Raw genomic sequence first — 23,884 nt, forward strand, 5'->3', positions numbered from 1 at the left:
GAAGGGGAGCTGTTCATGACTCTTGAATCTTTGGGCAGACTGATGATTCTTGTCTCGCCGTTTCGGTCAGAGGAGGGCAATGGCGAGGTAGTCGATTGGGTGGCTGCCGCGAGCGATCTTGCCGTTCCTGGATTCCCCGCAGACTATCGTGAATTTGTTACGCACTTCGGCGCCGGTTCGCTTGAGGACAGCCTATTCTTGCGTATTCCACGTCCCGGCAAGCCGACCGAGGCGTTGACTGTGGGTCGCATTCCTCAGGATACTTTGGAGTCCGACATATTGGACAGCTGGAGTGCCTCCGATGTCCTTCGTAAGCCTGATCTGCGAGATATGCTTCTCTGGGGTGGAACCAATGCGTCAGATTCGCTGTTCTGGATCACTGCGGGCGCTGATCCTGAGCAGTGGCCTGTGGCGGTATGGGGGCGCCAAAAGGGAATGTGGGCAATTTACGAATGCGGCATGGTCGAATTCATCATTCGCCTCCTGCGGGCCGATTTCGATGAATGTCCGATCAGCGTCACTACGCTATGGGGGAGGGGGGCGGCGCGGTTCCTGAATCTTAGGGATGAGAATCGGCTTTGGGATGAGGGAATCGATCCGTGGGAGGATCTTTGAGTGGAGCTGAATCAGAGAATGAAAGAGAACTACCTCGCACTCATGCTGGAAGCACTGGGCGAACCGCTACGGCGCTACCAGGACCCTGGAGCTTCACGTCTGTCCGTAGCCGGAACTTGCATCGTCCCACCTGTCCTGGGATGCGATGACGATGCTGGAAGGGAACATGTCGGTGTTGGATGAGCTGAGGGCCCTTCTGGGGGAACCCGTCGATCGGCAAGTGGCCCCGCCCCCGGGTGACTGGAGTGAAGTCGAGGAGTACGTGGGTTCTGCTCTTCCGGTCGACTTCAAGGCGTTCCTCGATGCCTACGGCAGCGGGGCGGTCTCCGGTGAGCTTGCTGTTTTTCATCCGCGGGGATCGAGTCCGTTGCTGGAGCGGATGCGTGAGACGCATCAGATGTTCACCGCGCGTTGGGAGAGGGCGCTGAGCGAGGGGCGCTCCGATCATGTCCCGTATCCGTTCCACCCGGAACCCGGCGGGCTGATCTCGTGGGGGTACGACCAGAGTGGCGACGAACACTTCTTTCTGCCCTGCGATCCGGATCCGGATCGGTGGAAGGTTGTCACGATGGTTCATGAGGAGGGCTGTGTGACCTTCGACGGGACGTTCTCCGCTTTCGTGCTGGCCTTCGTGCAGCGCCTGCTCGATGTGGACCGGTACCACGGCATCGACCCGGACGCTCTGGAGTACCTGGAGCCCGAGGATCTCGAAGAACTGGTCGCGGCAGGCGAGATCGGTCCCGTACAGCCGAGCTTCGAACCGTTCTGAGCGGGCGAGTGGCCCGTACGGCTTCCGGGGCGTACGTCTGGAGGGTTCGGCCATCCGGGTGGGAACCGTAGCGATCGGCATCTTGCGGGTGCCGTCCGCCTCTACCGTCGGTCTCCCTTTCCCCTCACCTGCCGGCCGGTTCCATGAACGTTGTGACGATGGTCGCGCTCGCCACCGCGACAGCCACGGCTCTGCTGCTGACCAACTCCCCGCACACGCACCGCGTACCCGCGGCGGCGTGCGTAGCGGGCGAGTCGGAGACCCGCTCTCGCTCCGCCGTGGACGACGGCGAGATCCGTTTCACCGAGTCCACCAAGTACGACGAGGCCCGCATCCATGCCGCGAAGGTGTGGCAGTCCTCCTCCGGCGCCCTGTCGAAGATCAAGGTCCGCGCCGACTCGGCGACCACCGTCAACGACCTCGAATGGCGTGACTACGACCGCGCTGACGGACGTGCCGCGTACTACCACTACCGTGGCGGCGTCGCGGAGACCGACTACATCTACTTCAACAAGCGGGTCCTCGACAGCCGCGAACACGGCACCCGGGACTACCGGCGGGCGACCGCCGCGCATGAACTCGGGCACGCGCTCGGGCTGTGCCACAAGTCGGGGCGTGTGCTGTCGCTGATGTGGACGTCCGTCGATCCGGTGATCACCGCGCCCACCGAGATCGACCAGGCCAACTACCTTCGGCTGTGGGGTTGATGACGTGAGGCATACCCGTCTTCTGGCCGTCGCCGCAGCCGCGACCGGCGTGGTCTGCGCGACGGCCGCCGGTGTCTGGTACGCCGTCCCCTCCGGGGGCGACGAGATCGCCAGTGTCTGTGTGCCCGCGTACGAGCGGGACGTCGACAAGGCCGGTTACGCCGATGTCGTGGCCGTCGTCACCGTCACCCGTACGGACGGATACCTGGAGGAGGAACCCGAACTTCCCGGTGGGGTTCTCATGTCCACGCTGCGCATCGACGAGGCGCTCAAGGGGGCGCCGGCTGGTGAGATGACCGTCGGGCAGGGGGTCGGTCGTACCTCTGCGGGGGGATATGCGACCGGGAAACCTGAGAGTTACCCCGTCCTGGTGCCCGGTCATCGGTACGTCGTGGGTACGACGCCCAGCGCCTCCTATCGCGACGGCTGGGTCTGGTTCGCCGTCCCTGCGGATACGGGGCTCGATGTGCAGCGGAGTCGGTGGGTGAGTGCTGTTGCTCGTCAGGTCGCGCCTCATCCCGATCCCCGCTGCACCGGCGACGTCGTCACGAGTCGCTGATCTCGCACCACACCGTCTTGCGGCCCGCCGTCCACTCCACGCCCCAACGCCGGGCGAGGGCGGTGAGGAGGGCGAGGCCCCGGCCCGACTCGGCGTTCTCGTCGGGGTGTTGGAGTATCGGCAGGGTTCTCGGCTCGGGGTCGGTGACCTCGACTCGGGTGTGGCCGTGGGGTGTTGGGACGACGCGGATCGTCACGGGGGTGCCGTCGCCGACGTGGTCGATCACGTTCGTGAGGAGTTCCGTCGCACACAGGCGGACGTCGTACGAGTGCTCGCGGAGGCGGTGCCGGAGGTCGGGCACCGCTTTCGACGTTGCCAGCAGGCTGTGCTCGAACAGGCTGTGCTCGAAGGTCACTTGTCCGCGGCCTCGCGGAGGATGGCGGCGAGGGCCAGGGCGGTGGTGGTGGGGCAGTTGCCGAGGGAGAGGAGGTTGAGGGGCGGGTTGTAGCGGCCGGCGTAGCTCGGGAGGTCGAGGCCGAGGGAGGGGAGCTGGAGGCCGTGCAGGGCGAGGGCCTGGCGGATCTCCTCCACGCAGGCGGGGACGTCGTTGGGGGAGGGAGGGGTGTGGGACATGTGGGGGAGTCGCTTTCTGTGCGGTGTGTGACGAACGCCTCACAGAGTGTCGGTTCCGGCGCTACCGTGAAAGGGGTTTTGAGTCCGCAGGGCACGCTGCGGAGCTGCCGGTCAAGGGGTGAGGAACATGGCGCGAGGCAAGGACATCGACGGTTCCGAGGGCGTTTCGACCTTCTACGGCAAGGAGTTGAGGTGGAAGCGGGAGCAGGCGGGGATGTCGTTGGACGAGCTGCTCATCGGGAGCTTCTACGGCAAGACGCACCTCAGCGACATCGAACGGGGAGAGCGGAGCATGCCGCTCGACTTGGCGCGGCACGTGGACCAACGGCTCGGTACGGACGGGTACTTCGAGCGGAACTGTGAGGACGTGCGGAAGTCGAGGCGGAAGGGACACGCCAAGTACTTCGAGAAGGTGCTGGAGGCGGAGAAGCACGCGCTGACGATCGAGGAGTGGTGCCCGATCCTGATCCCGGGGCTGCTTCAAACTCCGGCCTACGCACGGGCTGTTGTCCTGGCGGGGTTTCCGCACTCCTCCGACGAGGAAGTCGATGAGAAGGTCACCGGTCGGATGGAGCGTGCGGTTCTCTTCGCGCCGGGACGCCGGACTCCGGAGTACTGGGCGATCATGCATGAGTCGCTGATCACCGACCCGATCCTGCCGTGCCAGGAGATGGCCGAACAGCTGGACCAGATCGTAGGGTTGGCGGAGCGGCGCCGAATTGTTCCGCAACTCATCCTGCGGAAGTACGGCGCGCATCCCCTCATGACCGGCCCGACGATGATCATGACCTTCCCTGACGCGCCGCCCTTGTTCTACACGGAGGCGCTGCACAGCGGTGACACCATCGATGATCCGACACTCGTGGTGCAGTACCGCAGGTCGTACGATCTGCTGAGGGCCGCCGCGCTAGCACCGAAGACGTCCCTGGCCATGATCAAGACAGCCGCAGAGGAATACCGAAATGGCAAGCAGCCGGGTCGACTTGAGTGACGCGCACTGGTTCAAGAGCAGCTACAGCAACGCAGGCGGCGGCAACTGCGTAGAACTCGCCACCAACCTCCCCACCCTCATCCCCGTCCGCGACACCAAACTCCCCCACAGCCCCACCCTCCTCCTCCCCGCCACCGCCTGGACCCCCTTCCTCGCCTCCCTCAAGGAATCCGGCCCTCTCTCCTGATCGCTCAGCCCTGTTCCACCCGAGTCGCATCCACCCCCCAACTTGCCAGCAACCGCAGCGCCTCCGCGCTGGCCGACCCCGGCTCCGCGTGGTACGTCACCAGCGTCTGCTCCGGATCCGCCGCCAGCTTGAACCCCTCGAAGTACAGGGAGAGTTCGCCAACCAGCGCATGGTGCATGCGCTTTACACCGCTCCGCTTCTCCTTGACGTCGTGCGCGGCCCACAACCGCCGGAACTCCTCGCTCTTGACGGAGAGTTCACCGACGAGCGCGGACAGGCGAGGGTCGTCGGGATAGCACCCGGCCTCCCAGCGCAGCGTGGCGACGATGTCGCTGGCCTTCTCCTCCCAGGGGATGAAGAGGTCACGGTAGTCGGGGCGCAGGAAGGTCAGGCGGGCCCAGTTGCGCTCGGCGGCGGGTACGTCGGCCCAGTCGCCGAAGAGGGCCGCGGCGAGCCGGTTCCACGCGAGGATCTCGGAGCGCCGCCCGATGATGTACGCGGGGACGCCGTCCATGGCGTCGAGGAGATGGTGCAGGGGGACCCGGACCTGCTGGGCCCGCCCACCGCCCGCTTTCTTCTTGTGCTGCTTGGGCTTCGCGAGGTGCATGAGGTGCGCGTGCTCGGCCTCGGTGAGCCGTAGGGTCCGCGCGATGGAGTCGAGGATCTCGGCGGAGACGTTGCGTCCGTTGCCCTGCTCAAGACGCGTGTAATACGCAACGGACACACCCGCGAGCTGCGCCAGCTCCTCGCGCCGCAGCCCGGGCACGCGCCGGTGCCGCCCGTACCCCGAAAGTCCTACGTCCTCCGGCTTCAGCCGGGCCCGCCGGGTTCGCAGAAACTCACTCAGCTCGGCCCGCCGGTCGAGTCCTGCCGGCTCACCCGGCCGCGCGGCCCGCTGCTCCTCGTCCATACACCCAGTATCGGCGACCCCTCCCCGTCGTACGCCCCCGAGCCTGTCCCCGCCAGTAGTACGAACGGTGGACGTAGGCAGAGCTGTGACCTGGGTGGATACCCGGACCCGTGGCAGGCTGAACACCGTGCCCGGCCCGAAGGCAGGCCGGGACGCATCCCCCCGCTAGGAGAACCTCGGCATGACCACCGTCGCCGCGTACGCCGCACCCGCCGCCAAGGCGCCGCTCGCCCGCACCACCATCGAGCGCCGTCCGGTCGGCGAGTTCGACGTCCAGATCGACATCAAGTTCGCCGGAATCTGTCACTCCGACATCCACCAGGCCCGCGAGGGCTGGGGCACGGCCATCTTCCCGATGGTCCCGGGCCACGAGATCGCCGGCATCGTCTCCGAGGTCGGCCCCGGCGTCACGAAGTACCAGGTCGGAGACCGGGTCGGCGTCGGCTGCATGGTCGACTCGTGCGGCGAGTGCGACAACTGCAAGGCCGGCGTCGAGCAGTTCTGCGCGCAGGGCAACGTCGGCACGTACAACGCCATCGGCAAGGACGGCGAGCCCACGTACGGCGGCTACTCGCAGCAGGTCGTCGTCAAGGAGGGCTTCGTCGTCCGCATCCCCGACGGCCTTGCTCTCGACGTCGCCGCGCCGCTGCTGTGCGCCGGCATCACCACCTACTCGCCGCTGAAGCACTGGGGCGCGGGCCCCGGCAAGAAGGTCGCCGTCATCGGCCTCGGCGGGCTCGGCCACATGGCCGTCAAGATCGGTGCCGCGCTGGGCGCCGAGGTGACGGTCCTCTCGCAGACCCTCAGCAAGAGGGACGACGGCCTGAAGCTGGGCGCCACGCACTACTACGCGACCAGCGACGCCGACACGTTCAAGCAGCTCGCGGGCTCCTTCGACCTGATCGTCTCGACGGTCTCCGCGCCGCTGGACTTCGGCGCCTACCTCTCCCTCCTCAAGACCGGCGGCGCGCTCGTCAACGTCGGTGCCCCCGAGGAGCCCATCTCCCTCAACCTCTTCTCCCTCATCGGCGGCAACAAGACCCTCGCCGGCTCGATGATCGGCGGTATCGCCGAGACGCAGGAGATGCTCGACTTCTGCGCCGAGCACAACCTCGGCTCCGAGATCGAGCTGATCTCGGCGGAGGAGATCAACGAGGCGTACGACCGGGTCGTGAACAGCGATGTCCGGTACCGGTTCGTGATCGACACGGCGACGATCTGACGCGGCTGACCGGTCGTACGACCATCTGATCGTGCTGGTGTGACGCACCCCCCTGCGTGAAGAACGTGCAGGGGGGTGCGTCAGTTCCGTCTCCCCAGCAGCCACAGCAGGTACGGCCCCCCTACCAGCGCGGTGAGCGCCCCCACCGGTATCTCCAGCGGAGGTACCAGTACCCGCGCCACCAGATCCGCCGTCACCAGGACGACCGCCCCGGTCAGCCCCGACGCGACGAGCGGCAGATGCGGGGTACGGGTGAGCCGCCGCGCCAGCTGGGGAGACGTGAGAGCTACGAAGCCGATCGGCCCGGCGGCACCGGTCGCGGCGGCGGCGAGTACTACCCCCAGGACCGTCAACCCCAGCCGCATCCGGTCCACCCGTACCCCTAGCCCCGCAGCGGTATCCGCGTCCAGCCCCAGCGGGCGCACCGCCCGGCTCGCCCACACCAGCGCCGGAAGCGCCAGCACGAGTACGGCGGCCAGGGGCCGCGCCTGCTCCCAGCCCCGCCCGTTGAGGCTCCCCGTCAGCCACAGCTTGAGCTGCTCGGCGGCATCCAGCTCACTGTCCGCCAGGTACAGCTGGACCACGGCGGACAGGGCGACCCCGATCCCGACGCCGGTCAGCACGAACCGGTTCGGCTGCAACCCGTTCCGCCAGGCCAGGGCGTACACGAGAGCCGCCGCCGCGAGACCGCCCAGCACGGATACGACGGGCATCGCGGACGGCGACGGGACGACGCCGGTCGCCAGCGCGCCCACGGTCGCGGCGGCCGCCCCGTGCCCGACGCCGATCACGTCGGGACTGGCGAGCGGGTTGCGGGTCACCGTCTGCACCAGCGCCCCCGAAACCCCGAGCGCGAGCCCCACGAGGGCGCCCACGACGATCCGGGGGACCCGTAGCTCCATCACCACCAGGTCGTACGGGCCAGGCGTCCCCCTGAGGGCGGCCCACACCTCACCCGGGGGTACCAGAGTCTGACCCAGACAGGCGGAGGCGAGCATCGCGGCCCCGAGCAGGGTGAGGAGGACGACGGCGACGGCGAGGGAACGGCGGTGGACGAGGAGGGAGAGGCGAGGGGTGGGTCGTAGTACCAGGGAGCCAGGGTGTACGCCGTTGGTGGGAGTACCGGAGAGCCTCATGCCACCGCCTTCTTCCGCCGCACCAGCATCACCAGCACCGGCACTCCCACCAGCGCCGTCATCACCCCGGCCGGCACCTCGGCGGGCGCCCGCACCACCCGCCCCGCCACGTCCGCGAGGACCAGCAGCGCCGCACCCACCAGCGCCGACAGCGGCAGCAGCGTCCGATGCCCGCCCCCGCGCACCAGCCGCCGCGCGACATGCGGCACCACCAGCCCCACGAACACGATCGGCCCCGCGGCGGCGACGGCGGACGCGGTCAGCAGCGTCGCCCCCAACGCCGCGGCGCCCCGCACGAGTTGGACCCGGTGCCCCAGCCCCCGAGCCGTCTCGTCCCCCAGCGCCAGCGCGTCAAGACCCGGCGCGCACACCATCACCAGCACCGCCCCCACCAGCAGGAACGGCAGCATCCGTACGACGCTGCCGGCGTCCCGCCCGCTGAGCGCGCCGACCTGCCAGAACCGGAACTGGTCGAGCGTCGCGGACGACGAGGTGAGGACGACGGTCGTCCCGCCCGCCGTCATCGCCGCCAACGCCGTTCCCGCGAGGGCGAGTTTGACCGGCGACGCGCCACCCCTGCCGCGCGAGGCGACCGCGTACACGAGACACGCGGCGACGACGGCACCCGCGAACGCGAACCACACGTACCCGCTGAAACCGTCCGCCCAGCCGAACGCGATCGCGACGACGACACCGGCCGCCGCGCCCTGGCTGAGACCGAGGATGCCCGGGTCGGCCAGCGGATTGCGGGTGACCGCCTGGAGGGACGCCCCCGCGAGGCCCAGCGCCGCACCGGCCGTGAGCCCGATCTCGGTGCGGGGCAGGCGCAGGGACCGGACCACCAGGGCGTCAGGGGAGTCGCCGCGCCGCAGCAGCGCGTCCAGGACCGCCGCCGGGGGTACGGCTCTGGTACCCACGGCGAGGCTGAGCACGACGGCGGCGGCCACCACGAGGGTGGCCGCCGGCCAGACGATCAGGCGCCGGGTCACTTGGCCAGCTGCTCCGCGAGTTCGCCGACGACCAGGCGGGCGGCCGTGGGGCCGGCGTTCAGGTACCAGGGGTCGTCGTCGACCTGCACCGCGTGACCTGCCGTGACGCCCTTCATGCCCTTCCACAGCGGGCCCGCGACCGTGCTCGCCGCGTCCGTCTTCGCCGCGTCGCCCTGCACCGAGTAGAAGATCCAGTCGCCGTCCGCCGTGTCGATCTTCTCGCTGCTGATGTCCTGCGAGATCGCCTTGAACCGCTGCGACGCGGGACGGCTGAGGCCCATGTCGACGGCGAGCGAGCCGGTGAAGGAGGAGACGCCGAACATGCGGGTGCGGTCGGGGGTGAAGCGGACCATGGAGACCGTGGGGTCGCCCTTGACGCCGGACCCCTTGGCTTTGGCGTCCGCGACGATGCCGTTCAGCAGGGTCCGCGCCGCCTGGCCCTTGCCGACCGCGTCCCCCACAAGTATGAGGTCGCGCTTCCAGTTGATGCCCTGACCTGCGGTGACGACGGTCGGCGCGATCTTCGACAGCTTCGGGTACAGGTCGGCGAGGGACTTGTTGACGAGGATCAGGTCCGGCTTCGCCGTCGCGAGGGACTCCAGGTTCGGGGCCTGCCGGGTACCCGCGTCGGCCATCTCGGCCAGCTCCGCCTTGTACTGCGGGAACGTAGCGCTCAGGTAGTCAGGTACTAGTCCCGCGTTCGTAGCGCGCGTCGAGGCGGTCGGTACGACACCGAGGGTGAGGAGGTCGTCGAGCTGGCCGGTGCTGAGGACGGCGATCCTCTTCGGCTGGGCCTTGATCGTCGTACCCCCCGAGTAGTGCTTGACCGTCCTCGGGAAGCCGCCGTCCTCGGCGACGTCCGAGCCCATGCCGGCGGCCAGCGCGCTCGGCGCGGCGGCGGGGCCCTCGGAGGCGCCGGCGACCTTGTTGACGCCGCCGGGGGTCTTCGGGTCGCTCGCCTTGCCGTCCGTGCCGGTCGAGCAGCCGGCCAGGACGATGCCTCCGATCAGGGCGGCGGTCAGGACTGCTGTCGGCTTGGACGTGCGCACGGGGGTACTCCGAGGGGGCATAAGGGGCTTGCCCAGGCAAGGGGGTCTTGCTAAGGCAAGGCTTACCTTAACCTCTCTTTTTGTGGCGGGCCCCTGCGGGGGTCCGGCAAGGGGCCTGGTCAGGGGCCTGGTCAGGCGGCCCCGTGGTCCTCGGGGCGCTCGACCGGAAGGTTCGTGATGCCGAGGTCGCGGCGCATGTGCTGGCGGACCTCGTAGAGACCCTCGGACGCCTTCTGCAGCCGTTCGAGGAGGGCGTCCAGCGGCTCCCGCGTACCGGGAGACTGCTGCTCGTGCCGCTCCAACTGGGTGTGGACGCGGTTGAGTTGGTGCACGATGCGGCCCGCCGCCTGCAACACCTCGTCCGTGACGACCAGTTGGGCCGTCGCGTACGCCTCCCTCAACTCCCGCCGGGCGTCCGCGCGTTCGGCGGTCTGGGCGGACGCGTCGTCCGTCCCGGCCGCCAGCCCCTCCCGGTGCTGCCACAGCAGCAGGTGCAACTCCCTGATCGCCCGGTTGAGTTGCACGTACGACGCCCTGCGCGCCTCCACGTTCTCCCGCCGCTCCGTCGCCGCCCGCTCCGCCTCCCGCTCCAGCCGCGCGTGCTCCAGCTCCATCGACGTGGAGCGCAGCGCGCCGCGGTGGGCGAGGACACCGGACAGGAGGGTGCCGGCGACACCGACGACGGCGACGACGAGGGCACTGGTCGAGGGGGACATGGAGGGACGGTAACTCAGGGGAGCGGGCGGTGGTTTGGGTGCACGGAGGTGGAGGTGTGGTGATTCAGTGGCCCAGGCCCTCGTACGCCGCCGTCACCATCTCCAGCCCCCTGTTGTCGTCGCCCGGCCGGCGCATCTGGTTCGTCACGTACGCGACCGTCATACCCGCGTCCGGATCGACGAGGACCAGCGAACCTCCCCAGCCGCCCCAGCCGAGGGTGTTGCCGAAGAGGCCGTACCCCAGGCCGTACTGGACCGGCATGCCGAGCAACCTGTCCTCGCCGGTGAACTGGGTCCGGCGCGCTAGGTCCAGGACGGGGCCGGTGAGGCGGCGCGACTGGACGAGAGCGACGGAGCGGGCGTTCCCGAAGCCACTCGCCGCGGGGATCTGGGAGCGGCGCCAGGAGAGGGAGTTGCCGTGGCGGACACGTACGGGGGTGGGGGCGGGCGGGGTCGAGGTGTCGGGGGCGGTCTCCGCCGCGTCCGTGTTGCCGCTGCCGCTCCCCGGCGCGCTCGCGGCGTACTCCTCCGTCTCACCCTCGGGAGGGACGCTCGCGGCGACCCGGTGGTCGTGCTCGGCGGCCAGCCCGATGTGGAAGTCCGCGCCGAGAGGGCCCGCGATCTCCGTCGCGAAGTAGTCCCCGAGAGGGACCCCGGTGATCCTCCGGACCAGCTCGCCCACCAGGTACCCCTGGGTCAGCGAGTGATACCCCGCCTCCGTCCCCGGCTCCCACTGCGGGGTGAGGCCCGCGAGGCGTGCGGTGGCGGCGTCCCAGTCGTACAGCTCCTCCACCGTGCCCGGCCAGTCGGGGAGCCCGGCGGTGTGCGAGAGGACATGCCGCACGAGGACGTCCTTCGCACCGAACTCCGGCCAGTACCGGGCGACTTCGGCATCCGGATCCAGCAACTCCCGCTCTGTCAGCGTCAACGCCGTCAACGCGGTCATCGTCTTCGTCACCGACCACACGTTCGTGATCGTGTCCCGCTGCCAGGGGACGGTGCGCGCGGCGTCCGCGTACCCTCCCCACACGTCCACCACCGGCTCGCCGCCCACGAACACGGCGACCGAGCCGCCCGCGTCACCCTCGTCAAGGAGCCGGGCGAGGAGGTTGGGGACGGCGGGGAACAGGTCGTCGTAGGTGCCCTGGATGTCGGCCATGCACTGCATTAGCGGGGCCGGGGCGGGGCGAGGGCAAGCGAATTTCGGGACCGGGGTCCCTCTCAGGTACTACGCCCGGTACGACACCCCCGTACCCCCCAGCCCGCAGTACCCGCCCGGGTTGTGCGCCAGATACTGCTGGTGCAGCGAGCTCGCCGGATAGAACGGGTACTCCTCCGCCGCCAGGATCTCGGTCGTGATCTCCCCGTACCCCGCCTCCGTGAGAGCCTTCTGATAGGCGTCCCGTGACGACTCGGCGGCCTCCGCCTCGTCGGACGTACGGGTGAAGATCAGTGAACGGACGTGCGTGCCCACGTCGTTGCCCTGCCGGAAACCCTGCGTGGGATCGTGCCCTTCCCAGAAGACCCGCAACAGCGCGTCGTACGGCACCCGTTCGGGGTCGTACACGACCCGCACGGTCTCGGCGTGCCCGGTCAGCCCCGTCCGCACCTCGTCGTCGACGGGAAACGGCGTGAACCCGCCCTGGAATCCGACGACCGTCGTCCACACCCCCGCGGTCATCTGCCAGTACCGCCGCTCCCCACCCCAGAAACACCCCAACGCGAACTCCGCGACCCGACACCCCTCCGGATACGGCCCCGCCAACGAAGTCCCCAACACCGCATGCCTCTCCGGCACTTCGTACGCCAACGCCCCCCTCCCCACCGGCGCCTCCTCCCGAGCCGGCATCCGCAACTCCCGCCCACGCCCGAACACCACGCCAACCCCTTCCACCGAACCCGACCCACCCATTCTGGACACGAACCCTTCCCCTGCCCAGAGCCCGACCGGCCGCGAACCACCACCTTTCGGCCGTCGCCGCCCGGAGGATTGAACATCCCGCCGGGCAACCACTTCAATGGCCGGATGACGACGGCACCGATGCCCGCCGCTGCGACCGTGGCCGGCCGTATCGCACTCGACGAGGTGATGACCCGCCTGGGCCGCGGCAGGCCCGTCTTCCACTCCGAGGCCGATCTCCAGCACGGGTTCGCCCGGACGTTGTGGGAGCTGGCGCCGGACGTGGGGGCCAGGCTGGAGGTACCGCAGCGGGGGGAGGCCGGGAAGAGGGAGTACCTGGATCTGCTGTGCGTCGGCCGGGCCCGTACCGCGATCGAGTTCAAGTACTTCACCCGCGGCTGGGCGGGTACCGTCGGGGTACCCCCTGAGGACTACGCCCTGAAGGACCACGCCGCGACGGACCTCGCCCGCCTGTACTTCGTCCGGGACATCGCCCGGCTGGAGCGCTTCTGCGCGGGGCGGGAGCAGAACGGTCTCGCCGTCATGGTGACCAACGAGCCGTCACTGTGGAACCCCCGTCCGCCCGGCCGCAGGCCGACCCGCGACGAGGACTTCCGTCTCCACCAAGGGCGCACACTCACCGGCACGTTGCTGTGGGCCGAGGGCACCTACAAGGACAACACCTGCGAACTGCTCGGCACTTATGACCTCGCCTGGCAGCCGTACGCCCAACTCGGCGGCCCGGGAGGGGAGTTCCGCTATCTCGCCGTACAGGTGGGCCCCGCCGCGTGATGCGACGGGGCCGTGGCGCTCAGCCGTCCGCCTTCGCCACCCCGATCGGGCACGACACCCCCGTACCCCCGATGCCGCAGTACCCCGCCGGGTTCTTGTCGAGGTACTGCTGGTGGTACGCCTCGGCCGGGTAGAAGGGGAGGGTGTCGGCGGGGAGGATCTCGGTGGTGATGTCGGGGTGGCCGGCGTCGGTGAGGACCTTCTGGTAGGAGACGCGGGAGGATTCCGCCGCCGTGGCCTGGGCGGGAGAGTGGGTGTAGATCGCCGAGCGGTACTGGGTGCCGACGTCGTTGCCCTGGCGGAAGCCCTGGGTCGGGTTGTGGGACTCCCAGAAGGTGCGGAGGAGGGTGTCGTACGAGATGAGCGCGGGGTCGAAAACGACGCGGACGACCTCCGTGTGGCCGGTCATGCCGGAGCAGACCTCTTCGTAGGTCGGGTTCTCGGTGTGGCCGCCCTGGTAGCCGACGAGGGTCGTCCACACGCCCGCCGGAAGCTGCCAGAACTTCCGCTCGGCACCCCAGAAGCAGCCCAGCGCGAAGTCGGCGACCTCGTACCCCTCGGGGTAGGGGCCCTGGAGGGGCGTGTCCAGCACGGTGTGCCGCTCCGGAACCTGGTACACGGGCGCGGGCCGGCCGGGGAGCGCCTGTTCCGGGGTGGGCAGTTGAGGCGTACGGCCGAAGAGCATCGCGTCTCCCTGTCGATCTGGGGCGGGTCCGCCGTCGCGGGTGGCGGCGCCCGGTACAACGTCCGGGACGCCGCGCGCATTCCGCGCGAGGACGGGGCGGGGAGGGCTGGGGTGGGGCACCGGCCGGGGTCCGCTGCGAGACGTATGCCCCGGGGGCGGACGGATACGCCGACGCGGGATCCGTACGTCCGTGGAGTTACGCCACGTACGCCTCCGCAGCCACCCCCGTCACCCCTCACGCACGCAGCGTCGCCGGGCTCCCCCCGTTCGCCTCGTACCCCGCCACCGCCAGCGCCCGGTACACCGCGAACTCCCCCGCCGGATCCTCCGACAACGTCCACGGCAGCGCCCCCACATGCCCGTCGACATGCACGAGCTGGTTCATCGCCTCGGCCCAGCGCTCGCCGCGGACCAGGAAGAACACCAGCAGATGGCGGACGTGCGCGAGCATCGGGTCGCCCTGCCGCGCGGAGTGCACCGCGTGCAGCGCGCCGTGGATCGCCTTGGTGACGACCTCGCTCTGGTAGAAGCCCCGCACGAGGTTGACCTCGGGGAGGTGCTCGAAGACCGAGAACAGGGGCATCGCGGCGAGCAGCGAACCCTGGGGCGCGCGGGCGGCGGCGGCCTCCGTGAAGGACTGGGCGAGGTCACGCGAGCCGTGCCACTTCTCGCACCAGTAGTGCAGGGCCGCGAGATGCGCGCCCATGTGGTTGGGGGCGCGGTCGAGGATCTTCAGCCAGAGCTGCTCGAACTCCTCGCGGGAGTAGTCCAGCCCGCGCGCGATGGACAGCTCGACGATGTACGGGACCGGGTCACCCGGCGACAGCAGCGCCGCCTGTCCGCACGCCGCCTTCGCCTCCTCCATGATGATCCGGAAGTCGTCGGTCCCCGGCGCGGACGTCCGCCACGCCTGCTGCACCAGGAACTCGGCGTGCACCGCCGCCCCGCCCGCGTCCTTCGGCTGCTCGGCCCGCCACACGCGCAGCCACTGCCCGCCGGGGCTGTCGGTGACCCCGCCCGGCCGCTGCTGCAGCTCCAGCGCCGCCGCCCCCGCGAACGCCTGCACCCGCTGCCAGCGGACCTCGCCGTCCTTCTCCGTCCCCGCCAGCAGCTGCTGCGCCGCCCGGTACTCCTGCGAGCGCTGCACGACGTCCAGCACATCGACCAGGTCCCGGTCGGGGCCCGGCATCCGGATGTCCAGCTCCTCTTCCCGCACGAAGCCGTAGTCCGCAGGGTCCGCCGCGTCCGGATGCCCCGGCGAGACCAGCTCGATCCCGCCTCGCCGGCGCCGCAGGAACGGCAGCAGCGCGAAGCTCAGTAGCAGCGCCGCGATCAGGACCAAGAGAATCTCCATGCCACAAGCGAACCAGACCCCACCGACAAATGGCCAACCCCAGCCCTCAGCCTGTGGATAACTTCGCGAAATCCCAGCTCACCCGAGCCCGTACCGCACCACGGCCCCGAGCGCACTACCCTCGGAACCCATGAGCGACAGCCACATCAGTCAGCACTTCGAGACGCTCGCCATCCACGCGGGCAACACGGCGGATCCCCTCACCGGTGCGGTCGTCCCGCCGATCTACCAGGTCTCGACGTACAAGCAGGACGGCGTCGGCGGCCTGCGGGGCGGCTACGAGTACAGCCGCAGTGCCAACCCGACCCGCACGGCCCTGGAGGAGAACCTCGCGGCGCTGGAGGGCGGCCGCCGGGGCCTCGCGTTCGCGTCGGGGCTGGCGGCCGAGGACTGCCTGCTGCGCACGCTGCTGAGCCCGGGCGACCACGTGGTCATCCCGAACGACGCCTACGGCGGCACGTTCCGGCTGTTCGCGAAGGTCGTCGCCCGCTGGGGCGTGGCGTGGTCGGTGGCCGACACCAGCGACCCGGCCGCTGTACGCGCGGCGATCACCCCGGACACCAAGGCCGTGTGGGTGGAGACCCCCTCCAACCCGCTGCTCGGCATCACCGACATCGCGGCCGTCGCGCAGATCGCGCACGACGCGGGCGCGCGCCTGGTCGTCGACAACACCTTCGCGACGCCCTACCTCCAGCAGCCCCTGGCGCTCGGCGCGGACGTCGTCGTGCACTCGCTGACGAAGTACATGGGCGGCCACTCCGACGTCGTCGGCGGCGCCCTGATCACCGCGGACGAGGCGCTCGGCGAGGAACTGGCGTACCACCAGAACGCGATGGGCGCGGTCGCCGGGCCCTTCGACTCGTGGCTGGTGCTGCGCGGGACGAAGACGCTGTCCGTGCGCATGGACCGGCACAGCGAGAACGCGACGCGGATCGCCGACATGCTGACCCGGCACGCGCGCGTGACGAACGTCCTCTACCCGGGGCTGCCGGACCACCCCGGGCACGAGGTCGCGGCGAAGCAGATGCGGTCCTTCGGCGGGATGGTCTCCTTCCGGGTCACCGGCGGCGAGGAGGCGGCCGTCGAGGTCTGCAACCGCGCGAAGGTGTTCACCCTGGGCGAGTCCCTGGGCGGCGTCGAGTCCCTGATCGAGCACCCGGGCCGGATGACGCACGCGTCGGCCGCCGGTTCCCCGCTGGAGGTCCCGGCCGACCTGGTCCGCCTCTCCGTGGGCATCGAGAACGTCGAGGACCTCCTGGAGGACCTGAAGCAGGCGCTCGGCTGACCTACCAGCCGACCACGGGTGGGGTCGTCTCGGACGGCGGCTCCACCCAGGGCTGGGCCACGCAGGCCCACACGGCGAACGCGACGGCCCCCACGACCAGCAGCGTCCACATCACCCGGCGGGCCAGCCGACGCCACCACAGCAGCCGTCCGCCCCGCCGCACGGCCTCCTTGAGGACGTCCGCCGGCACCACCAGCACCGGCCCCTCCATCGTCCGCCGCACGATCGCCTCACGGTTGGACCGGCCGCTCATGACGGCACCGCCTTCGCCCCGCCCAGCGCGGGCGCGGGACCCCGGGGCGGGTGCAGGAGGGCCGTCATGGCGCGGTGGCAGATCGCGCGGGCGCGCTGAGGGGAGAGCCCGAGGAGGGCGGCGATCTGTTCCTCGGCGACACCCTCGTGGTGGCGCAGGACCAGGACCAGACGCTCCTGGGGGCTGAGCCGGGCCAGCGGGGAGCCGGGGTGGGTGGTGTGGTGGCGCCATGCGGAGTGCGCGAAGCGGGTGGCCAGCTGTCCGCGCGCGTAGTCGTACGGATCGCCGCCCTGGACGCGGTCCCAGGAGGCGTACGTGCGCGCGAGGGCGACCGCCAGCAGGCGTCGCGCGCGCGGGTTGTCGTCCGCGACCTCACCGGTGATGAGCGTGGCCGCCCACAGCAGCCGTCCGCCGGCGCCCGCGACGAACGCCTCGAACTCCCGCACCCCGCACCTCCCCCGCCGACACGCCGACCGCCCTCATCTGAGACCGGCGACCCCTCACCGGTCAACCCCCGTGCCCGGTGAAGCCTCTGGCGGCGGAGGAACCCTCAGGACTCCTGTGCGGGCTCCGCCCCGGGCAGGCCCTGGGACGACATCCGCGCGGACAGGGCGGTGTTGAAGCGGGTGAGCAGGGAGCAGAACGCCTCGCGCTCCTCGGGCTGCCAGTCCTGGGTCAGCTCGGCCATCAGCTGGCGGCGCGAGGAACGGACCTCCTCCAGGCGGGACTTGCCGCGGGGGGAGAGCTGGAGGACGACCGCGCGGCCGTCCTCGGGGTGCGAGGTGCGCTTGACCAGACCGGTGTCGACGAGGGGCGCGACCTGCCGGGTGACCGTCGAGGAGTCGATGCCCATACTCGCGGCGAGCGCCTTCACGCCCATCGGGCCCTCTTTGTCGAGGCGGTTCAGCAGCAGGTAGGCGGCGCGGTCCATGGAGTTGCGGACCTGTCCGACACCCCCGAGCCGGGTCTGTTCGGCGCGGCGCGCGAAGAGGGCCACCTCGTGCTGGAGGGCGTCGAGGAGACCGGTGTCGCCGACGGTCGTCATGTCCATCGACATTTCAGGTGTTGTGGGCATGGCCGGGGGCTCGCTCCATCATGGGGGTGCTGGGTTGGGGGACAGGGTACGCGGCCGGACGGGCCGTCGTACCGGCGCTGCGCAAACCCGTTCCACGCCTCGGTCGGGCGACTCGTTCCCGCCTGTGAACTGCGATGCTGGAGCCATGAACCACCGCACGGCCGACTCCTTGCGGCCCGTCACTCTCGACGACGTCCGGGGCGCCCAGAAGATGCTCTCGGGGGTGGCCCGTACGACGGCCATGGAGGGCAGCCGGCACCTCACCCAGCTCGTCGGCTCCCCGGTGCACCTCAAGTGCGAGAACCTCCAGCGCACGGGCTCGTTCAAGCTGCGCGGCGCGTACGTGCGGATCGCCGGTCTCCTCCCCGAGGAGCGCGCGGCCGGGGTGGTCGCCGCGAGCGCCGGCAACCACGCGCAGGGCGTCGCGCTGGCCTCGGCGCTGCTCGGCGTGCACGCGACGGTGTTCATGCCGCAGGGCGCCCCCCTGCCCAAGATCAGCGCGACCCGGGAGTACGGCGCGGAGGTCCGCCTGCACGGCCAGGTGGTCGACGAGACGCTCGCCGCGGCCCAGGAGTACGCCGCCGAGACGGGCGCGGTGTTCATCCACCCCTTCGACCACCCCGACGTCATCGCAGGTCAGGGCACGGTCGGCCTGGAGATCCTGGAGCAGTGCCCGGAGGTGCGGACGATCGTCGTCGGCATCGGCGGGGGCGGGCTCGCGGCGGGCATCGCCGTCGCCGTGAAGGCGCTGCGCCCGGACGTGCGGATCGTCGGCGTCCAGGCGGCCGGCGCCGCCGCGTACCCGCCGTCGCTCGCGGCCGGGCGGCCCGTGTCGGTGCGCTCCCCGCTGACGATGGCCGACGGCATCAGGGTCGGGCGTCCCGGGGACGTGCCGTTCACTCTCGTCCGGGACCTGGTCGACGAGGTGCGGACGGTCTCGGAGGACGCGCTGTCGGCGGCCCTGCTGCTGTGTCTGGAGCGGGCCAAGCTGGTCGTCGAACCGGCGGGCGCGAGCCCGGTCGCCGCGCTGCTGAGCGAGCCCGGCGCGTTCGCGGGGCCGGTCGTGGCGGTGCTGTCGGGCGGGAACGTCGACCCGGTGCTGATGCAACGCGTCCTGCGGCACGGAATGGCCGCGCAGGGCCGCTACCTCGCCGTACGGCTGCGGCTCACGGACCGTCCGGGTGCCCTCGCGACGCTGCTGGGGGTGCTGTCGGGGGCCGACGCGAACGTCCTCGACGTCAGCCATGTCCGCACCGATCCGCGGCTGGGGCTCGCCGAGGCGGAGGTCGAACTCCACCTGGAGACCAAGGGTCCGGCCCACTGCGGTGAGGTCGGGCAGGCGCTGCGGGCCGCCGGCTACACCGTCATCGACTAGGAATCCGCAGGTCATGGAAAGGGCGTTGACCCGGACGGGTGAAGTGCATTGAGCGACGCGATACATCGCGTTATGGTGTGTCGTGCGTCGCTCGAACGTTCTGTCGGGCGATCCGGATGCCACGAACTTACGCTTCTCGCACGACCCGTTTCACGAGATCCGAAGAATCCCCGAAGCCCCCGAAGACCCCGAAGACGTGGAGAGCCCAATGCCGGGTGCCATCTACGCCGAAGGACTCGTCAAGACCTTCGGTGACGTCAAAGCCCTCGACGGCGTCGACCTCGACGTCCCGGAAGGCACGGTCCTGGGCCTCCTCGGCCCCAACGGCGCGGGCAAGACCACCGCCGTACGCTGCCTGACCACCCTGCTGCGCCCCGACCGCGGCCGGGCGATCGTCGCCGGGCTCGACGTCCTCAAACAGCCCAACGACGTACGCCGCTCCATCGGCCTGTCCGGCCAGTTCGCCGCGGTCGACGAATACCTCACCGGCCGCGAGAACCTCGTCATGGTCGGGCGCCTCTACCAGATGGGCCCGAGGCAGGCGAAGGCCCGCGCCGCCGAACTCCTCGACCGCTTCGACCTCGCGGACGCCGCCGACCGCACCGCCAAGACCTATTCCGGCGGCATGCGCAGGCGCCTCGACCTCGCTGCCGCCCTCGTCGTCTCCCCGCCGGTCATGTTCATGGACGAACCCACGACCGGCCTCGACCCCCGCAACCGCCTGCTCCTGTGGGAGGTCATCAAGAACCTCGTCTCCGGCGGCACCACCCTCCTGCTCACCACGCAGTACCTGGAAGAGGCCGACCAGCTCGCCCACGACATCGCCGTCGTCGACCACGGCCGCGTCATCGCACGCGGTACGTCCGACCAGCTCAAGGCGCGCACGGGCGGCGAGCGCGTCGAGGTCGTCGTCCACGACCGCGCCCGCATCCCGACCGCCGTCGACCTCCTCACCGCCTCCGGCAAGGGCTCCGTCACCGTCGAGGAGCACACCCGCCGGCTCACCGTCCCCGTCACCGGCGGCGCCAAACTCCTCGCCGAGATCATCCGCGAACTCGACCTGCGCGGCATCGAGATCGACGACATCGGACTGCGCCGGCCCACTCTCGACGACGTCTTCCTGTCCCTGACAGGACACATCGCCGAGGAGAAGGACGAGAACGAGGACGAGGGCAAGGCCGAGAAGAAGGGCAGGGCCACGGCATGACCACCACCCAACCCCGCGTCGTCCCCGCCCCGCCGCACCCCGCCGTCCAGTCCTTCCGGGACTCCATGGTCGTCGCCAAGCGGAACCTGATCCGCATGTCCAGAATTCCCGAAATGGTGCTTTTCGGGGTCATCCAGCCCGTCATGTTCGTCGTGCTCTTCGCCTACGTCTTCGGCGGCTCCATGAAGATCGGCGACAGCACCGACCCCGACATCTACAAGAACTTCCTGATGGCCGGCATCTTCGCCCAGACCGTCACCTTCGCCACCGCCGGAGCGGGCGCCGGCATCGCCGACGACATGCACAAGGGCCTCATCGACCGCTTCCGCTCCCTGCCCATGGCGCGCGGCGCCGTCCTCACCGGGCGGACCCTCGCCGACCTCGTCCAGACGGCGTTCACCCTCGTCGTCCTCGCCGTCGTCGCCCTCCTCGTCGGCTGGCGCCTGGGCACCGACCAGCCCACCAACCTCGGCAAGATCCTCGGCGGCTTCGGCCTCCTGCTCCTCCTCGGCTACGCCTTCACCTGGATCGGCGCGCTCATCGGCCTCTCGGTGCGCACCCCCGAGGCGGCCACCTCCGGCGGCCTCATCTGGCTCTTCCCCGTCACCTTCATCTCCAACGCCTTCGTCGACTCCGGCCAGATGACCCCCTGGCTGCGGCACATCGCCGAATGGAACCCCTTCAGCGCGACCGTCCAAGCCTGCCGCCAGCTCTTCGGCGACCCCGGCCTCTCCCGCTCCGACGCCTGGCCCATGCAGCACCCCGTCTGGGCCTCGGTCCTCTACTCCCTGCTGATCATCGTCGTCTTCCGCACCCTCGCGGTCCGCAAGTACCGCTCGGCGACGGCATGATCTGATCCAGCTGGCTGCGCCTGACCGCCCCCGGAGCCCTGCCGCTGCCGCCGACGGCCCCGCACACGACGAAACCCCCGCCACCGGACGGGGCGGGGGTCTGCCGAGGGCGCGTGGCGGCTCAGCCGTTGTACGGGGCCGCCTTCAGGATGCGGACCATCGCCTTCCTGCCGTTGGGCAGCTCGTACTCCGCGTCCTCGCCGACCTTGTGGCCGATGACGCCGGAGCCCAGGGGCGACTGCGGCGAGTACGTCTCGATCTCCGTGCTCGCGTATTCACGGGAGGCCAGCAGGAACGTGAGGGTGTCGTCCTCGTCCCCGTCGAAGGCGATGGTGACGACCATGCCGGGGGCGACCGCGCCGTCCGCGGACTGCGGGGCCTCGCCGACCTTGGCGCTCTCCAGCAACTGCGTGAGCTGGCGCACGCGAAGCTCCTGCTTGCCCTGCTCCTCCTTGGCCGCGTGGTACCCGCCGTTCTCGCGCAGGTCACCTTCCTCGCGCGCCGCCGCGATCTTCGCGGTGATCTCCGAGCGCGCGGGACCAGTAAGGTGCGCAAGCTCGTCCTTGAGCTTGTTGTACGCCTCCTGGGTCAGCCAGGTGACGTTCTCGCTGGTCTGGGTCACAGGTGCTCCTCGTCGGTACTGGGAATACAAAGCATCGCCCTACCCCAAAGCATGTTCCTTCAGGGATGGGCGAAACCACGAGCCTAACAATTCGACGGCGGAAGGGGGAGGACATAAGACACCGGAAAACCGTCACCGCAGGTCAGAGCTACTCCGCAGGCGGGAAGGATCGAACGCGTGACCGTGGAAGGCCCCGCGCTCAGCTCGGGTGGCACCCCAGCAGCTCGGCCGTCGTCCCCCGGGACGTCGTACGGAGCGTGACGACCTTGTCGATGCGGGTCTGCGACCCGGTGAAGCGGAAGTCGGCGCGGCCCACCTCGGCGCCGTTCTCGGCCTGCGAGCGCACCGTGCAGTAGCCGCTGGTCCCGGAGTCCTTGCGCACTTCGAGGTGGACCTCGACGGAGGAGTCGGAGACCTGGAAGGCGATCAGCTCACCGCTGATCTCGTTCTGGCCGACGTAGTGCCAGCCGAACCAGCCGATGAGCCCGAGGAACAGCACGCCCAGGACCCCGCCGAGGATCTTCAGCCGGTGATCGGCCCGCGCGTCGGACGTACGGCCGTAGCGCCCCTCGGGCGCACCCGCACTTGCCGTACTCATGATGGTCCTCCGGGCCCCGGAACAATTCGCCCCCCGATTCGGTCACTATAGAAGCCCCCCGCGCGCGGGCGACCACCGCCCCTCGGCGACCTCTTCATGGGGCGGACCGACGTGATTGCACACCGGACGACCGGGTGCCGACTGACTGAGGATGAGTCTTGACTGACCAGCTGCGACTGATGGCCGTCCACGCCCACCCCGACGACGAGTCGAGCAAGGGCGCGGCCACCATGGCGAAGTATGTGGCCGAGGGGGTGGACGTCCTGGTGGTCACCTGCACCGGCGGGGAGCGCGGCTCCATCCTGAACCCGAAGCTCCAGGGTGACCGGTACATCGAGGAGCACATCCACGAGGTGCGCAAGAAGGAGATGGACGAGGCCCGCGAGATCCTCGGCATCAAGCAGGAGTGGCTCGGCTTCGTCGACTCCGGCCTGCCCGAGGGCGACCCGCTGCCCCCGCTCCCCGAGGGCTGCTTCGCCCTTGAGGACGAGGACAAGGCGGCCGGGGAACTCGTACGCAAGATCCGTTCGTTCCGTCCACAGGTGATCACCACCTACGACGAGAACGGCGGCTACCCCCACCCCGACCACATCATGACCCACACGATCTCGATGATCGCCTTCGAGGCGGCGGCGGACACCGAGAAGTACCCCGAGTCCGAGTACGGCCCGGCGTACCAGCCGAGCAAGCTCTACTACAACCAGGGCTTCAACCGGCAGCGCACCCAGGCCCTGCACGACGCGATGATCGCCCGCGGCATGGAGTCCCCCTACGAGGAGTGGCTCAAGCGCTGGGACGAGTTCGAGCGCGTCGAACGCGTCCTGACCACGCATGTCCCGTGCGCCGACTACTACGAGATCCGCGACAAGGCGCTCATCGCGCACGCCACCCAGATCGACCCCGACGGCGGCTGGTTCCGCGTCCCGATGGAGCTCCAGAAGGAGGTCTGGCCGACCGAGGAGTACGAGCTCGCGAAGTCCCTCGTCGATACGTCCATCCCCGAGGACGACCTCTTTGCGGGCATCCGCGACAATGCCTGACATGAGCGCAAGCGTGAGCCCGGCAATGACGCACTTCGTCCTTCTCGCCAAGGAGGTCGACGAGAACAAGGTCACCCCCGGCGTCCTCGGCTTCATCGTCTTCGCCGCCATGGCCTTGGCGGTGTGGGGGCTGATGAAGTCGATGAGCAAGCACATGAACCGGGTCGACTTCAAGGAACCGGGGGGTTCCGGCGCCGGGGAGGCAGCGGCGTCGGCGCCTTCGGCCTCTGCGGGATCTTCGGCTCCTTCGGCGTCCTCGGCTCCTTCGGCGCCTTCGGGTCCTGAGAAGCCCGCCAAGGGCTGATCGGGCCGCAGGGGGCCTTCTCGACATCGCCCGGTGTCCGGCGCGTATGCCGGAGGCCGGTGGCTCGGTCGTACTACGGGTACTACCCCCACGGGGTGACACCTGCGTGGTGACGACCGG

Annotated in this window: 30 protein-coding genes; 14 read left to right on the forward strand and 16 right to left on the reverse strand. The window is 69.9% G+C overall.

Translation table 11 applies throughout. The features are described 5' to 3' along the window. Window positions 1-15: 15 nt before the first annotated feature. From ACLZOT_RS28420 to ACLZOT_RS28435, 4 genes are all read left to right on the forward strand, one after another. Window positions 16-615, forward strand: coding sequence for a hypothetical protein (locus ACLZOT_RS28420; protein WP_416971945.1), 600 nt, complete (start codon window positions 16-18; stop codon window positions 613-615). Between the two features lie 145 nt (window positions 616-760). Further along, window positions 761-1,384, forward strand: coding sequence for a hypothetical protein (locus ACLZOT_RS28425; protein WP_416971946.1), 624 nt, complete (start codon window positions 761-763; stop codon window positions 1,382-1,384). Between the two features lie 143 nt (window positions 1,385-1,527). After that, on the forward strand, window positions 1,528-2,091 hold the full coding sequence (locus ACLZOT_RS28430; protein ID WP_416971947.1) for a hypothetical protein: 564 nt from the start codon (window positions 1,528-1,530) through the stop codon (window positions 2,089-2,091). A 4-nt stretch (window positions 2,092-2,095) separates the two neighbouring features. Next, the gene (locus ACLZOT_RS28435) at window positions 2,096-2,650 is read left to right on the forward strand and encodes a hypothetical protein (protein WP_416971948.1); all 555 of its coding nucleotides are present in this window, start codon (window positions 2,096-2,098) and stop codon (window positions 2,648-2,650) included. Here the strand turns inward: ACLZOT_RS28435 and ACLZOT_RS28440 are convergent. Both ACLZOT_RS28440 and ACLZOT_RS28445 read right to left on the reverse strand, forming a co-directional pair. Further along, on the reverse strand, window positions 2,637-3,005 hold the full coding sequence (locus ACLZOT_RS28440) for an ATP-binding protein (protein WP_416971949.1): 369 nt from the start codon (window positions 3,003-3,005) through the stop codon (window positions 2,637-2,639). The two genes, ACLZOT_RS28435 and ACLZOT_RS28440, sit on opposite strands and share 14 nt — an antisense overlap. After that, window positions 3,002-3,223 carry a hypothetical protein gene (locus ACLZOT_RS28445; RefSeq protein WP_416971950.1) on the reverse strand — a complete coding sequence of 74 codons (222 nt, stop codon included), beginning with the start codon at window positions 3,221-3,223 and terminating at the stop codon, window positions 3,002-3,004. Before ACLZOT_RS28445 ends, ACLZOT_RS28440 begins: the two co-directional genes overlap by 4 nt. 127 nt (window positions 3,224-3,350) lie before the next feature. Here ACLZOT_RS28445 and ACLZOT_RS28450 point away from each other — a divergent pair, with 127 nt between their 5' ends. Further along, entirely contained in the window at window positions 3,351-4,214 is an 864-nt protein-coding gene (locus ACLZOT_RS28450) for a helix-turn-helix domain-containing protein (RefSeq protein WP_416971951.1), read from the forward strand. Then, entirely contained in the window at window positions 4,186-4,401 is a 216-nt protein-coding gene (locus tag ACLZOT_RS28455; RefSeq protein ID WP_416971952.1) for a DUF397 domain-containing protein, read from the forward strand. The genes ACLZOT_RS28450 and ACLZOT_RS28455 overlap by 29 nt, the downstream gene beginning before the upstream one ends. A 4-nt stretch (window positions 4,402-4,405) precedes the next feature. Here the strand turns inward: ACLZOT_RS28455 and ACLZOT_RS28460 are convergent, their stop codons facing one another. After that, window positions 4,406-5,311, reverse strand: a complete 906-nt coding sequence (locus tag ACLZOT_RS28460; RefSeq protein WP_416971953.1) for a helix-turn-helix domain-containing protein — start codon at window positions 5,309-5,311, stop codon at window positions 4,406-4,408. A gap of 181 nt (window positions 5,312-5,492) precedes the next feature. Here ACLZOT_RS28460 and ACLZOT_RS28465 point away from each other — a divergent pair, with 181 nt between their 5' ends. Further along, window positions 5,493-6,533 carry an NAD(P)-dependent alcohol dehydrogenase gene (locus ACLZOT_RS28465; protein ID WP_416971954.1) on the forward strand — a complete coding sequence of 347 codons (1,041 nt, stop codon included), beginning with the start codon at window positions 5,493-5,495 and terminating at the stop codon, window positions 6,531-6,533. A gap of 80 nt (window positions 6,534-6,613) precedes the next feature. Here ACLZOT_RS28465 and ACLZOT_RS28470 read toward each other — a convergent pair whose 3' ends face one another. From ACLZOT_RS28470 to msrA (ACLZOT_RS28495), 6 genes are all read right to left on the reverse strand, one after another. Next, on the reverse strand, window positions 6,614-7,669 hold the full coding sequence (locus ACLZOT_RS28470) for a FecCD family ABC transporter permease (RefSeq protein ID WP_416971955.1): 1,056 nt from the start codon (window positions 7,667-7,669) through the stop codon (window positions 6,614-6,616). After that, entirely contained in the window at window positions 7,666-8,658 is a 993-nt protein-coding gene (locus ACLZOT_RS28475) for a FecCD family ABC transporter permease (protein ID WP_416971956.1), read from the reverse strand. The genes ACLZOT_RS28470 and ACLZOT_RS28475 overlap by 4 nt, the downstream gene beginning before the upstream one ends. Next, a complete protein-coding gene (locus ACLZOT_RS28480; RefSeq protein WP_416971957.1) occupies window positions 8,655-9,707 on the reverse strand; it encodes an ABC transporter substrate-binding protein in 1,053 nt (350 codons plus the stop codon). The genes ACLZOT_RS28475 and ACLZOT_RS28480 overlap by 4 nt, the downstream gene beginning before the upstream one ends. A 131-nt stretch (window positions 9,708-9,838) precedes the next feature. Continuing rightward, entirely contained in the window at window positions 9,839-10,423 is a 585-nt protein-coding gene (locus ACLZOT_RS28485) for a hypothetical protein (protein ID WP_416971958.1), read from the reverse strand. A 64-nt stretch (window positions 10,424-10,487) separates the two neighbouring features. Next, window positions 10,488-11,582, reverse strand: a complete 1,095-nt coding sequence (locus ACLZOT_RS28490) for a serine hydrolase domain-containing protein (RefSeq protein ID WP_416971959.1) — start codon at window positions 11,580-11,582, stop codon at window positions 10,488-10,490. A gap of 69 nt (window positions 11,583-11,651) precedes the next feature. After that, complete coding sequence (gene msrA / locus ACLZOT_RS28495) at window positions 11,652-12,302, reverse strand: peptide-methionine (S)-S-oxide reductase MsrA (protein WP_416971960.1); 651 nt, start codon at window positions 12,300-12,302, stop codon at window positions 11,652-11,654. A gap of 147 nt (window positions 12,303-12,449) precedes the next feature. Here msrA (ACLZOT_RS28495) and ACLZOT_RS28500 point away from each other — a divergent pair, with 147 nt between their 5' ends. Then, window positions 12,450-13,115, forward strand: a complete 666-nt coding sequence (locus ACLZOT_RS28500) for a hypothetical protein (protein WP_416971961.1) — start codon at window positions 12,450-12,452, stop codon at window positions 13,113-13,115. Between the two features lie 19 nt (window positions 13,116-13,134). Here ACLZOT_RS28500 and msrA (ACLZOT_RS28505) read toward each other — a convergent pair whose 3' ends face one another. Together msrA (ACLZOT_RS28505) and ACLZOT_RS28510 are read right to left on the reverse strand one after the other, a co-directional pair. Further along, a complete protein-coding gene (gene msrA / locus ACLZOT_RS28505; protein ID WP_416971962.1) occupies window positions 13,135-13,800 on the reverse strand; it encodes a peptide-methionine (S)-S-oxide reductase MsrA in 666 nt (221 codons plus the stop codon). A gap of 235 nt (window positions 13,801-14,035) precedes the next feature. Beyond that, the gene (locus ACLZOT_RS28510; RefSeq protein ID WP_416971963.1) at window positions 14,036-15,154 is read right to left on the reverse strand and encodes a hypothetical protein; all 1,119 of its coding nucleotides are present in this window, start codon (window positions 15,152-15,154) and stop codon (window positions 14,036-14,038) included. 130 nt (window positions 15,155-15,284) lie between these two features. Here ACLZOT_RS28510 and ACLZOT_RS28515 point away from each other — a divergent pair, with 130 nt between their 5' ends. Further along, the gene (locus ACLZOT_RS28515; RefSeq protein ID WP_416971964.1) at window positions 15,285-16,439 is read left to right on the forward strand and encodes a cystathionine gamma-synthase; all 1,155 of its coding nucleotides are present in this window, start codon (window positions 15,285-15,287) and stop codon (window positions 16,437-16,439) included. Window position 16,440: 1 nt separating this feature from the next. Here the strand turns inward: ACLZOT_RS28515 and ACLZOT_RS28520 are convergent, their stop codons facing one another. The 3 genes from ACLZOT_RS28520 to ACLZOT_RS28530 form a co-directional block, all read right to left on the reverse strand. After that, the gene (locus ACLZOT_RS28520; RefSeq protein ID WP_416971965.1) at window positions 16,441-16,692 is read right to left on the reverse strand and encodes a hypothetical protein; all 252 of its coding nucleotides are present in this window, start codon (window positions 16,690-16,692) and stop codon (window positions 16,441-16,443) included. Further along, window positions 16,689-17,138, reverse strand: coding sequence for a sigma factor-like helix-turn-helix DNA-binding protein (locus ACLZOT_RS28525; protein WP_416971966.1), 450 nt, complete (start codon window positions 17,136-17,138; stop codon window positions 16,689-16,691). The genes ACLZOT_RS28520 and ACLZOT_RS28525 overlap by 4 nt, the downstream gene beginning before the upstream one ends. A gap of 104 nt (window positions 17,139-17,242) precedes the next feature. Next, a complete protein-coding gene (locus ACLZOT_RS28530; RefSeq protein WP_416971967.1) occupies window positions 17,243-17,749 on the reverse strand; it encodes a MarR family winged helix-turn-helix transcriptional regulator in 507 nt (168 codons plus the stop codon). 163 nt (window positions 17,750-17,912) lie between these two features. Between ACLZOT_RS28530 and ilvA the strand changes: the two genes are divergently transcribed. The 3 genes from ilvA (at window position 17,913) to ACLZOT_RS28545 (ending at window position 21,200) form a co-directional block, all read left to right on the forward strand. Continuing rightward, a complete protein-coding gene (ilvA, locus tag ACLZOT_RS28535; protein ID WP_416971968.1) occupies window positions 17,913-19,142 on the forward strand; it encodes a threonine ammonia-lyase in 1,230 nt (409 codons plus the stop codon). A gap of 208 nt (window positions 19,143-19,350) precedes the next feature. Further along, window positions 19,351-20,349, forward strand: coding sequence for an ATP-binding cassette domain-containing protein (locus tag ACLZOT_RS28540; RefSeq protein WP_416971969.1), 999 nt, complete (start codon window positions 19,351-19,353; stop codon window positions 20,347-20,349). After that, window positions 20,346-21,200: an ABC transporter permease gene (locus ACLZOT_RS28545; protein WP_416971970.1), complete on the forward strand. Its 855-nt coding sequence runs from the start codon at window positions 20,346-20,348 to the stop codon at window positions 21,198-21,200. The genes ACLZOT_RS28540 and ACLZOT_RS28545 overlap by 4 nt, the downstream gene beginning before the upstream one ends. Window positions 21,201-21,321: 121 nt before the next feature. Here ACLZOT_RS28545 and greA read toward each other — a convergent pair whose 3' ends face one another. Then, complete coding sequence (greA, locus tag ACLZOT_RS28550) at window positions 21,322-21,822, reverse strand: transcription elongation factor GreA (RefSeq protein ID WP_416971971.1); 501 nt, start codon at window positions 21,820-21,822, stop codon at window positions 21,322-21,324. Window positions 21,823-22,021: 199 nt separating this feature from the next. Then, complete coding sequence (locus ACLZOT_RS28555) at window positions 22,022-22,420, reverse strand: DUF4307 domain-containing protein (RefSeq protein WP_416971972.1); 399 nt, start codon at window positions 22,418-22,420, stop codon at window positions 22,022-22,024. Window positions 22,421-22,578: 158 nt separating this feature from the next. Here ACLZOT_RS28555 and mca point away from each other — a divergent pair, with 158 nt between their 5' ends. Together mca and ACLZOT_RS28565 are read left to right on the forward strand one after the other, a co-directional pair. Next, window positions 22,579-23,460, forward strand: a complete 882-nt coding sequence (mca, locus tag ACLZOT_RS28560) for a mycothiol conjugate amidase Mca (RefSeq protein ID WP_416971973.1) — start codon at window positions 22,579-22,581, stop codon at window positions 23,458-23,460. Next, window positions 23,453-23,764: a hypothetical protein gene (locus tag ACLZOT_RS28565; protein ID WP_416971974.1), complete on the forward strand. Its 312-nt coding sequence runs from the start codon at window positions 23,453-23,455 to the stop codon at window positions 23,762-23,764. Before mca ends, ACLZOT_RS28565 begins: the two co-directional genes overlap by 8 nt. Window positions 23,765-23,884: the final 120 nt, after the last annotated feature.

It is taken from the genome of Streptomyces sp. 4F14, from assembly GCF_048159485.1.
In the GTDB taxonomy this organism is placed as follows: domain Bacteria; phylum Actinomycetota; class Actinomycetes; order Streptomycetales; family Streptomycetaceae; genus Streptomyces.